Raw genomic sequence first — 14,722 nt, 5'->3', positions numbered from 1 at the left:
ACATAAAAATATGAACAATAATAAATTTAATACTCTTAATGATAGAGAATGGTTAAGATTAACCGGAATAAAAAAATCCACTTTTAATAAAATGTTAGATATTTTAAAAGTTGCTGAAATAGAAAAATTTAAAAAAGGTGGTAAAACTAATAAATTATCATTAGAAAATAGATTATTGATGACTTTATTATATTGACGAGAATATCAGACTTATTTTCATCTTGGTAAAAGTTTTGATATTAGTGAGGCTAATTGTTATCGTAATATTAAGTGAATTGAAGATATTTTAATTAAAAACTCTGATTTTCAACAACTTGCTGGTAAAAAAGCACTAATAAATGATTATTTTAATGATAAAACTATTATTATTGATGCTACCGAAACTCCAATCCAACGCCCAAAAAAAGACAAAAACAATCTTATTCTGGTAAAAAGAAAAAACACACGATCAAAACACAAGTAATTATCGAACAAGAAACCAAAAAAATTATTGCAACAAGTTTTTCGCTCGGAAAAAAACATGATTATGCTTTATTTAAAGAATCAAAAATCCCAATTTTAAAAAATACCAAATTAATAGTTGATAGTGGTTATCAAGGAATACAAAAAAATCACAATAATGTTCTAATACCTACAAAGAAAACAAAGAAAAACCCTTTAAACAAAGAACAAAAGCAATATAATAGACTAGTTTCAAAAATGAGAATTATTATTGAAAATATTTTTGCTATTCTTAAAAAATTTAAAATTATTACAGAAAAATATCGTAATCGAAGAAAAAGATTTGGTTTAAGATTTAATTTAATTGCCTCAATTTATAATTTACAATTATTATATTTAACATAAAATATTTATTTAAAATTAAATAATTTAAATAATAAATTAATTTTTCGTTGTGGAAAAATATTAAATTTTTAAATAAAAAACATAATTAATTAAAATTATATTTTTCTATTAGTATCTTTTTTACAAATATTTGCAATTTTTTAACAAGTAATGCAAGAAGTCTATTCTTCCATTGTGTCATGAATGACATTAGTTTTATCTGCCGGAATTGGGGTCACCCAAGGAGCACGGAGTATTATTGCCTATAATTATGGGGCGAAGAAAAACGCCCGGATTTGAGAAGTTTTAAAACGAGTTAGTTTATTAATCATTATTTGATTTAGTTTAATGTTAATTGTTTTCATTCTGTTTGGAAAAGATATGATGATTTTGTTTGCTTTCCCACCAGAGTATGCGGCTCAATATCGTTGATGAATTGTTTTAAACTTTATGACATATCCATTTTGTTCATTAACTTACATTGCGTTAACATTATTCCAAGGAATTAATCGTTCAATTTTAGCAACTTTTACAAGTAGTTTACGTTCAATTGTTGTAATTTTACCTTTAATTGGAATTGGATATGGCGTTAGTCAAGCAACGGGTAATCCAATTTTCTATTATGTTTTTATCGGTTTAAATGATTTAATTTCTGCAGCAATTATTATTCCAATTTTAGTTTATTATTGAAAAAAATATCATACTAAATTGGTTGATGAACCAGATCCATATTTTAATGAATATCAAGAAGATTTACAATTAAAAAAAGGCTTAAAGTTAAGTCATAAAAAAAATAAGAATTAAAAAATTACCTAATTCTTATTTTTTTGTTGTTTCATCATTAGTTTTCTCAACAAGGAGCACTCATTTATCCTTTGAAGAAAAACTATAACAATTCTGATGATAATTATTAATAACAAAATCATTTAACGGTGTTATTGCCACTAGATATTTTTGATCAAGAATTTCACTATTACATTTTTTACAAGTTAAATTATTAACCATATAGGTAATTGTTGTTTGCTGCATAGTTTGAAGATTCTTAATTTTACCTTTACTAATTTTTGTGGCAATTTGGCTTAAATCATTTCCTTTTGCTTTTGTGACATATTCGCTTAAATATAAATTAATTGGTTGAAACCCTAATTTGCGATAAACATTATATCCTTCTGGTGTGGCAATTAAACCAACTAAATCATAATCTTGATTATAAACACGGTTAATTAAATGATTCATCATTAGTTTTGCCAATCCTTGGCGGCGAAAATTTTGATGTGTTGAAATATCATCAATAATTGCGATGTCTTTTTCAAAATAAATATTTCCAGTTGCTGCGGGAAGATCATTTTTATATAATAAATCAATTTCAGCAACGTCTTTATCCTTGTTTAGTTTTAATAATGTTTTATAAAAGGCATAATCTCAACTTTTTGGTCCCATAGCACTTTCTAAAATTTTACTAAAATCAGTTAATCGTTTGTTATCATTAACTCGTCGAAACTTAATACTTTTATCAGTTTTTGTTTTATATTTTTTTCATTTGGTTAAATCAAGGACCATTCCCACTAAAATTTCATTTTGAACAAAACCTAATGATTCAAAAAAAGCTTGTTCTTTTTCATCAATTTTTTCACCAATGGTATATCATAAAAAATCTAAATCATTGTCAACATAGTCTTTTACTAACTCTTTAACACGTTCAGCATCTTCTTGGTAATCTAGTTGGGTACTAATAGCAATAGTATAAGTTTTATCAACATCATTGCTAATATCAGTCATATATATTTCGTTTTCAGTATCAATTAGTTCATTTCGGATTCGTTTATCTTGGAAAGGGTTAGTCATATAACGAACAAAATTTTGTGCTAATTTTGTTGCTTCATATTCCCCTTTAATCCGAAACATTCGTTTAATTTTCGGGTTCTGTCGATACTTTCTTCGTTTCATCTTTTCATCCACCTTAAATTACATATATTATATCGTGTTTTTATCAAACTTGCATTAAATTATTAGTTTTCATTAAAATTAAGAGTACTTAGAGAATTAAAGATCATAACTAGCCTTATTTATTAGACTTCTTGCATTACTTGTTAAAAAATTGCAAATATTTGTAAAAAAGATACTAATAGAAAAATATAATTTTAATTAATTATGTTTTTTATTTAAAAATTTAATATTTTTCCACAACGAAAAATTAATTTATTATTTAAATTATTTAATTTTAAATAAATATTTTATGTTAAATATAATAATTGTAAATTATAAATTGAGGCAATTAAATTAAATCTTAAACCAAATCTTTTTCTTCGATTACGATATTTTTCTGTAATAATTTTAAATTTTTTAAGAATAGCAAAAATATTTTCAATAATAATTCTCATTTTTGAAACTAGTCTATTATATTGCTTTTGTTCTTTGTTTAAAGGGTTTTTCTTTGTTTTCTTTGTAGGTATTAGAACATTATTGTGATTTTTTTGTATTCCTTGATAACCACTATCAACTATTAATTTGGTATTTTTTAAAATTGGGATTTTTGATTCTTTAAATAAAGCATAATCATGTTTTTTTCCGAGCAAAAAACTTGTTGCAATAATTTTTTTGGTTTCTTGTTCGATAATTACTTGTGTTTTGATCGTGTGTTTTTTCTTTTTACCAGAATAAGATTGTTTTTGTCTTTTTTTGGGCGTTGGATTGGAGTTTCGGTAGCATCAATAATAATAGTTTTATCATTAAAATAATCATTTATTAGTGCTTTTTTACCAGCAAGTTGTTGAAAATCAGAGTTTTTAATTAAAATATCTTCAATTCACTTAATATTACGATAACAATTAGCCTCACTAATATCAAAACTTTTACCAAGATGAAAATAAGTCTGATATTCTCGTCAATATAATAAAGTCATCAATAATCTATTTTCTAATGATAATTTATTAGTTTTACCACCTTTTTTAAATTTTTCTATTTCAGCAACTTTTAAAATATCTAACATTTTATTAAAAGTGGATTTTTTTATTCCTGTTAATCTTAACCATTCTCTATCATTAACAGTATTAAATTTATTATTGTTCATATTTTTATGTCCTCATAAATTATATTTTATAATAATATTTTAATAAAAAAGGGTATCGCAAGAAGTCTAATAAATCCAACAATATATAAACTCGATATTGTTAACATTAACGGATGAGAAAACAAAATTGCCATTTTACCAAATAAAGAAAGTAAAAAAGTATCTGAGTTATATAAATCCATAATGATATTTTTTGCTGATGTTAATTGATTAATAATTACAGTAATAAAACCAGTACCAAAAATAGCAATTGCAACAACTAATAAAACTAATCTAATCATTAATCTGTTTCCTTTCACTGACCATTTTTATTAGCCTTATGTGCTTTTTTAACACCACGTACTGTTGAAGCATACAATTTTGATGTACTGTTTTTAACAGTTGAACCTAATTCGTTATATTGCGTTCTTGTTCCGTGAATTGCATAAATCGATAACTTAACCACCATAAAAAAGATAATAAAATAAGCAATTGTTGTATTTGTCATTGGCAATTTAGTATTTCAAATAACATCAAAAATAAACAAAAATACATCAAAAATAAAACTAAAAATCTTATCTCAATTACTACTTTCTGATAATAAATTAATCATTTTTACCACTTCCTTTTTCTTTTTTAGGTTTTAAATTCTTTTTCAAAATATCAATATCAAACAATTCTAAACGCTCTTTAACACTCAATTTAGTAATTTCCAACCAATAATATTCTTTTTTATTAACTATTTCATCATTTTTTAAATCACGAACAAACTTTAATCATTGACTATCATATTTTTGAGCAAACTCTAACGGAATAATTATTTTAAAAAACCGAATTCCTAACCCGACATCAGATTTATGTTTTGCACGTTTACCTTCTGCTGTTCGTTCCACTGATTTTGTCTTTCAAATTTCATAATCAGTAATATCTTGGAAAATACCAATTCGCATAACAAAGAAACGATTAAAAAAATTTAATCCTTTTTTAGCAATGGGTTTTTTCAATGAAATTGGAATAATAATACCGCTTGCTAATTGTCGAATATTATTTCAAATCATACCCTCACGCTGAGCTGTAAATAAAGCACGATTACCAAAATGTCTTGCTAATACAATTCACGGAATTTTACCACTATGAACTTTTTTCTCATCGTGGGGACTAGTTCCATCAATATATAAATAACTTTCATCAAATAAAATAACACTATCATCAGGGGGAACCGGTTTTGTTCTATCTGTAAAATCTAAATTTTTAAATGTTAAAACCTTAACTTTATCATCTTCTAACGGATAATTACTATAAATCTTATCTGTTAATAATTTCATAGTTTGTGATAAATAAGTTAAAAGTAAAGTTTTACCCGTTCCTAACTTACCAATAATTACCGATAACGGATTATCTCAAACAAAATTAACTAACCGAAAAGCATTCAACTGATAAAATATGTTTTTTCATACTCATCAAACAAAATAAACACATTGTAAAGCAAATAATAATCAAAATATTAAACCAGTATAATTTAATGAAATTATCCAAAGTAATAAATCAATTAAACTAAACAAAATCATTAGACTTCTTGCATTACTTGTTAAAAAATTGCAAATATTTGTAAAAAAGATACTAATAGAAAAATATAATTTTAATTAATTATGTTTTTTATTTAAAAATTTAATATTTTTCCACAACGAAAAATTAATTTATTATTTAAATTATTTAATTTTAAATAAATATTTTATGTTAAATATAATAATTGTAAATTATAAATTGAGGCAATTAAATTAAATCTTAAACCAAATCTTTTTCTTCGATTACGATATTTTTCTGTAATAATTTTAAATTTTTTAAGAATAGCAAAAATATTTTCAATAATAATTCTCATTTTTGAAACTAGTCTATTATATTGCTTTTGTTCTTTGTTTAAAGGGTTTTTCTTTGTTTTCTTTGTAGGTATTAGAACATTATTGTGATTTTTTTGTATTCCTTGATAACCACTATCAACTATTAATTTGGTATTTTTTAAAATTGGGATTTTTGATTCTTTAAATAAAGCATAATCATGTTTTTTTCCGAGCGAAAAACTTGTTGCAATAATTTTTTTGGTTTCTTGTTCGATAATTACTTGTGTTTTGATTGTGTGTTTTTTCTTTTTACCAGAATAAGATTGTTTTTGTCTTTTTTTGGGCGTTGGATTGGAGTTTCGGTAGCATCAATAATAATAGTTTTATCATTAAAATAATCATTTATTAGTGCTTTTTTACCAGCAAGTTGTTGAAAATCAGAGTTTTTAATTAAAATATCTTCAATTCACTTAATATTACGATAACAATTAGCCTCACTAATATCAAAACTTTTACCAAGATGAAAATAAGTCTGATATTCTCGTCAATATAATAAAGTCATCAATAATCTATTTTCTAATGATAATTTATTAGTTTTACCACCTTTTTTAAATTTTTCTATTTCAGCAACTTTTAAAATATCTAACATTTTATTAAAAGTGGATTTTTTTATTCCTGTTAATCTTAACCATTCTCTATCATTAAGAGTATTAAATTTATTATTGTTCATATTTTTATGTCCTCATAAATTATATTTTATAATAATATTTTAATAAAAAAGGGTATCGCAAGAAGTCTATTGTTTACTTATTGATAAAAACACTGATTATTAACAATGTTATACATAATGCTATATATTGTTTATTTAATGTTTAATAAACAATGTTATTAACAATGTTAAATATATAAAATAATAAAAATTGACACACTGAAAAATACTATTTAATTTTTAATAATAGTTATTAAAATATAAAATCATAAGTTTATATAATTAAGTTGATATTATTATGGTTTTCTCTCTGTATAAATTATTTTAAATAGAAAGAAAAAATAAAATATCGAAGAAATAATAAATTCATTTTTTACAAATGTGATACCATCTATTTTTTGATTATCATGAATGGTATCACCAATTAAAACAATTATTTCAATAACAATAGTTTTAATAATAACTTTTAAATTTATTATTTGAATTTTTAATAAATTAACAAATTTATAAATATTTTTATACAGAGAGAAAACCATAATAATACCTTAAATATAATTAAATTGATATTTTTACACTATACACTGTTTACAAATAAATCCTACTAAAAAATATTTTTCATAATAGACTCAATATTATGAATAATAAACAATATAAATTTATCCACCATAGAAAATATAGTTAAAATTATATGTATAATAGAAATTTTTATAATTCCAACATTAACAATAATAATAAACTTTATTAAAAAATAAATTTGTAAACAGTGTATAGTGTAAAAATAAACAATAAAATTATTTAATAAAATCACATATAAAAACTAGTGTGCCACAGCTAAGATATATGAATTAAAATCCTTTAACCATAACACGGAAAAAATTTAAAATCTTAATGATAACAAAAATACCAAATGGAATTAAAATAATTCACGTATCACCTAAAAAGGTCATTAATTGTGGTAATACAGCATAAATTGCTTCTTTAACTTTCATCATTGCTTGTCCTAATCCACTTCAAATAGAACCCATTCCATCTGAAATAGTAGGTTTATCACCAACTGCTAAAAAATTAATTACTGTTGTTAAATACATACCTAACATTATTTCTTATCCTCCTTATTTTCAATTTCTTTTTTATCTTTTTTCTTTCCTCGAATTTGGCGAATTTTTTGATAAATTGATAAACCAATTCACGCAAAAATACCTAATATAATAACAACACTAAAAATTGTCGTTAATCAAACTGGCATAATATATCTCCTTTCAATAAATTAAAAAATTGAAATTTGCAAACTCGCTCCGCTCGTTGTCGCTTTGCTCCATTAAAAAACATTATTGAATAAATTATCCGCTAATAAATTACGCGGAATAATTTATTCTTTATTTTTTAATTTCAATATCATTTGCAATCTTATTGACAGTATTAATAACATTATCTTTACCATATTTTTTCACTAACGACCGCAAAATAAAATATTGCTTTGTTTGCATAATTCCAACTCCTTAAAATTTTTAAAAAATAATAACTTTAATATTAATAATTTCTATATATAAAAGAAAAAACAAGATTATATCTTGTTTTTAACTAAAACCCGTATCTTTGCAACACTCCCTTTTAGAAAAATAAAATATTATTTTCCTGCAAATTTTAAAATTATTATTTTTCTCAAAATACCCAATCACTAACATTATACTATTAATATTCCAAAATTTACCATTTTTTAAATCTTCTTTTTAATTTAAAATTTATAATTTGTTTTTTATTAATAATCACTTTAATTTCAATTTTTAATTTCATTCTGTTTTAAAATGTTTTCCTCTTCTAATGAGATACTGTGCTTCATTTTATCACTTTACTCTCATTTTTATTTAAAACAATTATTTTCGTTAACTTCAAATTTATAATTTATTTTCATAAATAATAACTCTAAAATAAAATTTTGCTTGAGTTTTAACTCAACTAAATAAATTCGTATTTTGAACAGTGGCTTTAGCGATAAAATTAGTAGTCATTACATTATTAAAATATTCTAAATTTACAGTTAATCCTAGTTTTACTGTTTCAAGTGTATAGAAATCTATTATGTCAAAACTTGTTTCATATTTTGTATAATTATATTTAATTTCTGCTATTTTTTTATTATTTTGTGTATTATTTACTAATGAAATATTGGTTTTAAAAAATAAAGGTAAATTCAAAGAATTACTAAAATAATTAAAATCACCACCTTCAGCTCAATAATTACTATTGGGTTTAACTTCTATATTAAAAAATTTATATTTTGTCCCTATTGGTAATTCTTTTGTTCAAACAAATGTATTTTCATCAGAATTGGTTGTATAAAAAGCGGTTACTTTGGTAATTGTTGTTTCTAATTCAAAATCTTCCCTAATAAAAGCGGGGAATTGTTGATTTGTACTACTTTCTCGTTTTATTATTTTTTTTGCTTGCTCATTAGATTTTAATTCAGGTTTGAAATCAGTAACTTCAAAATTATCTTTTCCAACATATAAACTCATAACATTTAATGTTAAAACTGGCGTAACACCAATTATTAAACCACTTACTAGACTTAAAAAATTTTTCATTTAAAATCAACCTTTCTTCATCTCTTATTTCATCTTTAAGATAGTATTATCCTACCTTAAAGAATAAGAAAATTATTTTTTAAGATAAAATAATGCCAAAATACCTGGGTGAATAAAATATTTGAGGATTTAATTGATCGTTTAATTATCCTTAAACTTACGCCAAAAAAAATATTAAAGATAGCTTTTCTTATCATAAAAATAAGTTAATTTTTCTAATAAAATAAAGAATCTAATTTAAACTTAGTTTTTTGTTTTTTTAACAAATCAATGTTTTTTCACTGGTAACTGCACATTACTAATTGCGTTATTAAATTTAGTTTGATCTAATACAAAATTATTATCAATAATCTCCGCAAAACCAGCCTTTAATTGTAATATTTTAATTTTACTTGCATAATTTTCTTTTTTTAAATTAACAGCTGTTGCAACAACCTTTTTATGAGCAATAAAATATGCCACTGTTGGAATAATAATTGCTCCTCCTAAAAAGTTACCAATAAAAGCTGGTAATAAATTAAATCCCGCAAAATAACCAACTGATGAGCCTGATAAAACTTCTGTCCCGAACATTGTAGTTCCCAACATTAAGACATTCATTCAAAAAATAAATGAATTAGCAACAACGTGTTGAAATCCAGAAATACAAAATGCTAATAAAACAAAGAAAATACATAAAATTGAAGCAGTTGGGCTTTTTGAAAAATAAGTAACATATAATGTTGCAGCAACTAAAATATTACAAAAAATCCCTGACATTAGACTATTTAAAAAAGTTATTCCCATATCACTACCGGTAACTGCTTGCCCATGGGCCAAGGCCTCTCCAATTGAACCAATTTTATGTTGAATCATATTCATTGTTTGACCAGCAAAACTATTTAAATCAGTTGTTGTTTGATGACCAAAAACAGCAGCATAATAAATAATAACTGCCGCAAACAAACATCCAATAAAATTACCTAAAAAAATTAATAACAAATTACGAACAAATAATCATGGGTTGGCGTGTCCTGTCGCAGCATTAATAAAACCAACACAATGCGATGTATAAATTCCGCCACCTAAAAATGTTACTAATAACAAACCAACCGGAAAGATAATTCCAAAAATTACTTGTTTAATTCCTGTTGTTGTAATTCCTTGAATAGCATATAATGCAGCAATATACCCAATCGAAATAAATAGTCCTCCCAAAAAACCATTTAATAATGTATTAATAATTCCTGCCTTAATTTTACGATCAGACGATTCAAAAGCACCAATAATTGCTTGTTCAGAATAAGATAAATGGCCTTCTAAAACTGATACATCAACTTTTGCTAACTTATCAATTTCATTTTGATATTGCACTATTTTAATAGTATTTTTCATTGTTTTCCCCTTTATTTTTAAAATAAACTATGGTTTAGATTATACATTAAATCCTAATAATTTTGCAAATAATGTTAAGCATTCATCACGACCAATGTTTTTACTACTTGATGTTTTAATAAAATAATCGCTATCGGCAAAATTTAATTTTGTTTTAATAATTTTTTCTTGTTTCTGAATGTCGTTTTTTTTCAACTTATCTAACTTTGTTCCAATAACAACTGTTAGAATTTTAAAGTGCTTTAAATATTGGTACATCTCATAATCATCTTGGGTTGGAGAATGACGTAAATCAACTAAGAGACAAACAAATTTTAAATTATTTCGTTCAGTTAAATATTGTTCCATCATTTTTGCAAAAGCAACTTTATGTTCATCGTTCGCTCTGGCAAAACCATAACCTGGGGCATCCACAATTCGAAATTGATTATTATTAATTGTAAAAAAATTTAGCATTCTTGTTTTTCCTGGAATTTGTGAAACTTTTGCTAATTGCCGTTGATTTGTTAACATATTTAAAAAACTTGATTTTCCAACATTACTTTTTCCTAAAAAAGCAATTTCAAATAAATCATCATTAATTCATCCCATTTTATTTACAGCCGAAGTAAGATAATTGGCATTTTTAAACTTAAACATTATTTTCCCTCCAATTGGCGATTAATTTCATACATTAAAATTGTTCCTGCTTGAGCAACATTTAATGATTCTAATTTTGAACTAATCTTAATTTGAACATTATAGTCACTAATTTTTTGTAAATCAGCAGAAAGACCATGCCCTTCGTTTCCTAATACTAAAATATATTTTTCTGTTTTGTTAACCTGTCATTCTTGCAAGAAAACACTTTTTTGTTTTAAAGCAGTTGTCACAAGTTTATAGTGTTTTGCTTGTAACGCTTTAATTTCTGACAAACTAAGTTCTTTAATAATAGTACGAAAAACTGCCCCTTGGCTGGCTCGCAATACTTTATCATTAAAAATATCAACCGGATGATTATATAAAATAATATTAGTAAAATTAAAACCTAAACCGGTTCTAATTAATGTCCCTAAATTCCCGGGGTCTTGAATATTTTCTAATAATAAAATATTTTGATTGGCCTTAAAATCATTGTTACTATTCATTTTATTTAAGTCAATAACACCAATAATATTCTGACTATTTTTGCTCTGACTTAATTTTGCTAAAATAGGTTCTGAACAAATTGTTATTAAAACATTAGTAATATTTTTTAATTTTGACCTATTTGCCGCAGTTGTTAAAACTTCAACTAGTAATTCTTGTTGTAAAACTTCTTCAATAATATTTCAACCTTCAATTAATGCTAAATTTAATTCGTCACGATATTTTCTGTCTTTTAACTTCACTAATAATTTAACATGTTCATTTTGAGTTGAATTAATTTCACGATACTGCATTTGCTTGTTTTCTTTCTCTCTTAATTAACATACATAAAACCAACAAGATATTTTTTTGTTTTAGGATCATCTCATTGTTTTTTAGTTTCTCCTGTTTCCCGAATTGCCACAGCCATTGCTCGTGGCCGTTTTGGTGGGTCTTGCATTTTTCCTAATAAAACCGATAATCCGGTGCGTTTATTTTCGTGATTATTTTCTTTGTTATAATCTTCGGCATCTTTAACACCAACTTGTTTTGCCATAATTTTAATTTTATTTTTTTTATATCAACGTTGAAATTGCAAGTATTTTTCAAAAGTTCATTCCTTTTCTTCTCATGTTAAGAAAATACGATCTTTTTCTTCATCTCAACTATCTAAGTAATCACGAAAATTTGTTTGTGAGGTTGGCCCTTGTTCCATCATTTTAAAAGTTCGGTCAATTGTTTCTGCTAGAGTATCATACCCGTAACCAATAAAAGCATTACCAATTCAATGATGTTTATAAATTGGTTTGATAGGATCAATTGGTTCAGTAAAAGTAACAGCATATGACCAATATTTATCATCAGCTTTACTACGAAAAAGTTCATATCCAAATTTTTCATGCTTTATAATTACGGCATCTTTCTTAATTTTGCATACTAAATGTTTAAAGCTTTTAACAATTGCATCAATTTCAGTTGCAGTTAAAGGGGCTTTTAATTTTGGTTGTTTTGATTTTAGAATATGTTCTGCATAATATAATGGCATAATAAGTATAAACCTCTTTCTTTAAACCTTAGTAATTAACTAATTATAATTTTAACTTTTATCATTCGTTAAGTAAAGGATAATTATTAATTAATCTTTACTTCAAAGATACTTTTTAAAAATTTTAAACATAAATAAATATTACAATTTAAAAAAGAAATAACTTAATTTAATTATTTTGACAATTTAAATTCTTCTTTCTTTTTTTCTTAAAAATAATAGTTTAAACTTATTCTTAAAGTTTATTTTACTTGTGCATTTAAATAATCTTTTAAACATTTTAATGAACAAACATTAACATTATCAATTCGCATAATTTTTGATTTAAGGTTATCACATTGATAACAAACAAACGCCTTTGATTCATCTAAATGATGGGTACATGGTTTTGCTTTATGCACTCAACACTCCGTAATCCCTTCTCCTAATAGTTCAAAATCACTACCATTGTCATTGACCATTCGTGAAAAACTAACTCCTTGCGCAACATCATGACCACAAGCTGATTTAATTAAAACAGATAAAATTTCATATGAAGAATTAGCAAAAACTAAATTTGACATTTGATTTTCATAATTACAAGTTTCACAATCAACATATGGAATATTAGTTAAATGTTGGATTTTTGCTACTAAATCAGCAAATTTATCTAATCATTTATTATTACTTAAAACTTTATTATTCATCTTTTTAATCCCCCTACTTAATTGTTTTATTAAGATATTTGCGTAAGCATTCTCGTGAACAATAATTATTATTATCAAGAACTAAGTGTTCATCATCTGGGTAAAGCAATTTTTTGCAATAAACACAAGCAACATTATTACGTAAAACTTTAATATATGAATTAGTGACATCATTCATTTCATTACATTCATTACATAAATCAACATTAAATTGATCAATTGTTTCTTTTTTTACATTAACTTTATCAAAACTAAAACCAAAAAAAAGATCATAAATATTTAAATCATCAATATCTTTCTCCTGATTACAGTTATTACAATAAAACGAAGTAATTTTACCAAGTTTAATTATTTCATATAAATACCCAAATAATTTATCTTTAAACTTAATTCAATATTAGACTTCTTGCGATACCCTTTTTTATTAAAATATTATTATAAAATATAATTTATGAGGACATAAAAATATGAACAATAATAAATTTAATACTCTTAATGATAGAGAATGGTTAAGATTAACAGGAATAAAAAAATCCACTTTTAATAAAATGTTAGATATTTTAAAAGTTGCTGAAATAGAAAAATTTAAAAAAGGTGGTAAAACTAATAAATTATCATTAGAAAATAGATTATTGATGACTTTATTATATTGACGAGAATATCAGACTTATTTTCATCTTGGTAAAAGTTTTGATATTAGTGAGGCTAATTGTTATCGTAATATTAAGTGAATTGAAGATATTTTAATTAAAAACTCTGATTTTCAACAACTTGCTGGTAAAAAAGCACTAATAAATGATTATTTTAATGATAAAACTATTATTATTGATGCTACCGAAACTCCAATCCAACGCCCAAAAAAAGACAAAAACAATCTTATTCTGGTAAAAAGAAAAAACACACGATCAAAACACAAGTAATTATCGAACAAGAAACCAAAAAAATTATTGCAACAAGTTTTTCGCTCGGAAAAAAACATGATTATGCTTTATTTAAAGAATCAAAAATCCCAATTTTAAAAAATACCAAATTAATAGTTGATAGTGGTTATCAAGGAATACAAAAAAATCACAATAATGTTCTAATACCTACAAAGAAAACAAAGAAAAACCCTTTAAACAAAGAACAAAAGCAATATAATAGACTAGTTTCAAAAATGAGAATTATTATTGAAAATATTTTTGCTATTCTTAAAAAATTTAAAATTATTACAGAAAAATATCGTAATCGAAGAAAAAGATTTGGTTTAAGATTTAATTTAATTGCCTCAATTTATAATTTACAATTATTATATTTAACATAAAATATTTATTTAAAATTAAATAATTTAAATAATAAATTAATTTTTCGTTGTGGAAAAATATTAAATTTTTAAATAAAAAACATAATTAATTAAAATTATATTTTTCTATTAGTATCTTTTTTACAAATATTTGCAATTTTTTAACAAGTAATGCAAGAAGTCTATTCATAATGACGTTTAACAATATTTTCATTATTTTGC

Annotated in this window: 19 protein-coding genes and 2 pseudogenes; 5 read left to right on the top strand and 16 right to left on the bottom strand. The window is 23.9% G+C overall.

Going from position 1 to position 14,722, the window contains the following annotated elements:
* Positions 1–10: 10 nt before the first annotated feature.
* The 3 genes and pseudogenes from MSROBK_RS13060 to MSROBK_RS03190 form a co-directional block, all read left to right on the top strand.
* On the top strand, positions 11–463 hold the full coding sequence (locus MSROBK_RS13060; RefSeq protein ID WP_040092446.1) for an IS5 family transposase: 453 nt from the start codon (positions 11–13) through the stop codon (positions 461–463).
* The gene (locus tag MSROBK_RS13055; RefSeq protein ID WP_242441474.1) at positions 448–846 is read left to right on the top strand and encodes a transposase family protein; all 399 of its coding nucleotides are present in this window, start codon (positions 448–450) and stop codon (positions 844–846) included. Before MSROBK_RS13060 ends, MSROBK_RS13055 begins: the two co-directional genes overlap by 16 nt.
* 147 nt (positions 847–993) lie before the next feature.
* Positions 994–1,629: pseudogene (locus MSROBK_RS03190) on the top strand (MATE family efflux transporter); the annotation flags it as partial.
* Positions 1,630–1,644: 15 nt separating this feature from the next.
* On the opposite strand, the gene MSROBK_RS03185 reads toward MSROBK_RS03190, so the two are convergent.
* The 16 genes and pseudogenes from MSROBK_RS03185 to MSROBK_RS11450 form a co-directional block, all read right to left on the bottom strand.
* On the bottom strand, positions 1,645–2,772 hold the full coding sequence (locus MSROBK_RS03185; RefSeq protein ID WP_040093081.1) for a GNAT family N-acetyltransferase: 1,128 nt from the start codon (positions 2,770–2,772) through the stop codon (positions 1,645–1,647).
* 287 nt (positions 2,773–3,059) lie between these two features.
* Positions 3,060–3,895 (bottom strand): annotated as a pseudogene (locus MSROBK_RS03180) (IS5 family transposase).
* Positions 3,896–3,921: 26 nt separating this feature from the next.
* A complete protein-coding gene (locus tag MSROBK_RS03175) occupies positions 3,922–4,176 on the bottom strand; it encodes a hypothetical protein (RefSeq protein ID WP_052443452.1) in 255 nt (84 codons plus the stop codon).
* A complete protein-coding gene (locus MSROBK_RS03170; RefSeq protein WP_052443451.1) occupies positions 4,176–4,487 on the bottom strand; it encodes a hypothetical protein in 312 nt (103 codons plus the stop codon). The genes MSROBK_RS03175 and MSROBK_RS03170 overlap by 1 nt, the downstream gene beginning before the upstream one ends.
* The gene (locus MSROBK_RS03165; protein WP_105628898.1) at positions 4,480–5,442 is read right to left on the bottom strand and encodes a hypothetical protein; all 963 of its coding nucleotides are present in this window, start codon (positions 5,440–5,442) and stop codon (positions 4,480–4,482) included. The genes MSROBK_RS03170 and MSROBK_RS03165 overlap by 8 nt, the downstream gene beginning before the upstream one ends.
* A 164-nt stretch (positions 5,443–5,606) precedes the next feature.
* The gene (locus MSROBK_RS13050) at positions 5,607–6,005 is read right to left on the bottom strand and encodes a transposase family protein (RefSeq protein ID WP_242441474.1); all 399 of its coding nucleotides are present in this window, start codon (positions 6,003–6,005) and stop codon (positions 5,607–5,609) included.
* Positions 5,990–6,442, bottom strand: coding sequence for an IS5 family transposase (locus tag MSROBK_RS13045; protein ID WP_040093077.1), 453 nt, complete (start codon positions 6,440–6,442; stop codon positions 5,990–5,992). The genes MSROBK_RS13050 and MSROBK_RS13045 overlap by 16 nt, the downstream gene beginning before the upstream one ends.
* Positions 6,443–7,266: 824 nt before the next feature.
* Complete coding sequence (locus MSROBK_RS03155) at positions 7,267–7,518, bottom strand: hypothetical protein (protein ID WP_040093073.1); 252 nt, start codon at positions 7,516–7,518, stop codon at positions 7,267–7,269.
* On the bottom strand, positions 7,518–7,667 hold the full coding sequence (locus MSROBK_RS03150; protein ID WP_004027793.1) for a hypothetical protein: 150 nt from the start codon (positions 7,665–7,667) through the stop codon (positions 7,518–7,520). The genes MSROBK_RS03155 and MSROBK_RS03150 overlap by 1 nt, the downstream gene beginning before the upstream one ends.
* 649 nt (positions 7,668–8,316) lie before the next feature.
* Positions 8,317–9,006, bottom strand: a complete 690-nt coding sequence (locus MSROBK_RS03145; protein WP_052443449.1) for a hypothetical protein — start codon at positions 9,004–9,006, stop codon at positions 8,317–8,319.
* A gap of 243 nt (positions 9,007–9,249) precedes the next feature.
* A complete protein-coding gene (locus MSROBK_RS03140) occupies positions 9,250–10,380 on the bottom strand; it encodes a formate/nitrite transporter family protein (protein WP_040093071.1) in 1,131 nt (376 codons plus the stop codon).
* Between the two features lie 39 nt (positions 10,381–10,419).
* A complete protein-coding gene (gene yihA / locus MSROBK_RS03135) occupies positions 10,420–11,019 on the bottom strand; it encodes a ribosome biogenesis GTP-binding protein YihA/YsxC (protein ID WP_040093069.1) in 600 nt (199 codons plus the stop codon).
* Complete coding sequence (locus MSROBK_RS03130; RefSeq protein WP_040093067.1) at positions 11,019–11,801, bottom strand: TrmH family RNA methyltransferase; 783 nt, start codon at positions 11,799–11,801, stop codon at positions 11,019–11,021. Before MSROBK_RS03130 ends, yihA begins: the two co-directional genes overlap by 1 nt.
* A gap of 20 nt (positions 11,802–11,821) precedes the next feature.
* Positions 11,822–12,532, bottom strand: coding sequence for a hypothetical protein (locus MSROBK_RS03125; protein WP_040093066.1), 711 nt, complete (start codon positions 12,530–12,532; stop codon positions 11,822–11,824).
* A 242-nt stretch (positions 12,533–12,774) separates the two neighbouring features.
* Positions 12,775–13,218, bottom strand: coding sequence for a hypothetical protein (locus MSROBK_RS03120; RefSeq protein WP_040093064.1), 444 nt, complete (start codon positions 13,216–13,218; stop codon positions 12,775–12,777).
* A 13-nt stretch (positions 13,219–13,231) separates the two neighbouring features.
* A complete protein-coding gene (locus MSROBK_RS11450) occupies positions 13,232–13,396 on the bottom strand; it encodes a hypothetical protein (protein ID WP_227991399.1) in 165 nt (54 codons plus the stop codon).
* Between the two features lie 289 nt (positions 13,397–13,685).
* On the opposite strand from MSROBK_RS11450, the gene MSROBK_RS13040 reads away from it, so the two are divergent.
* The gene (locus MSROBK_RS13040; RefSeq protein WP_040092446.1) at positions 13,686–14,138 is read left to right on the top strand and encodes an IS5 family transposase; all 453 of its coding nucleotides are present in this window, start codon (positions 13,686–13,688) and stop codon (positions 14,136–14,138) included.
* Positions 14,123–14,521 carry a transposase family protein gene (locus tag MSROBK_RS13035; RefSeq protein WP_242441474.1) on the top strand — a complete coding sequence of 133 codons (399 nt, stop codon included), beginning with the start codon at positions 14,123–14,125 and terminating at the stop codon, positions 14,519–14,521. The genes MSROBK_RS13040 and MSROBK_RS13035 overlap by 16 nt, the downstream gene beginning before the upstream one ends.
* Positions 14,522–14,722: the final 201 nt, after the last annotated feature.

This window comes from Spiroplasma poulsonii (genome assembly GCF_009866525.1).
Classification (GTDB): Bacteria; Bacillota_I; Bacilli_A; order Mycoplasmatales; family Mycoplasmataceae; genus Spiroplasma; species Spiroplasma poulsonii.
The sequence above is the reverse complement of the archived record's forward strand: the minus strand, read 5'-3'. Positions and strand labels throughout refer to the sequence as shown.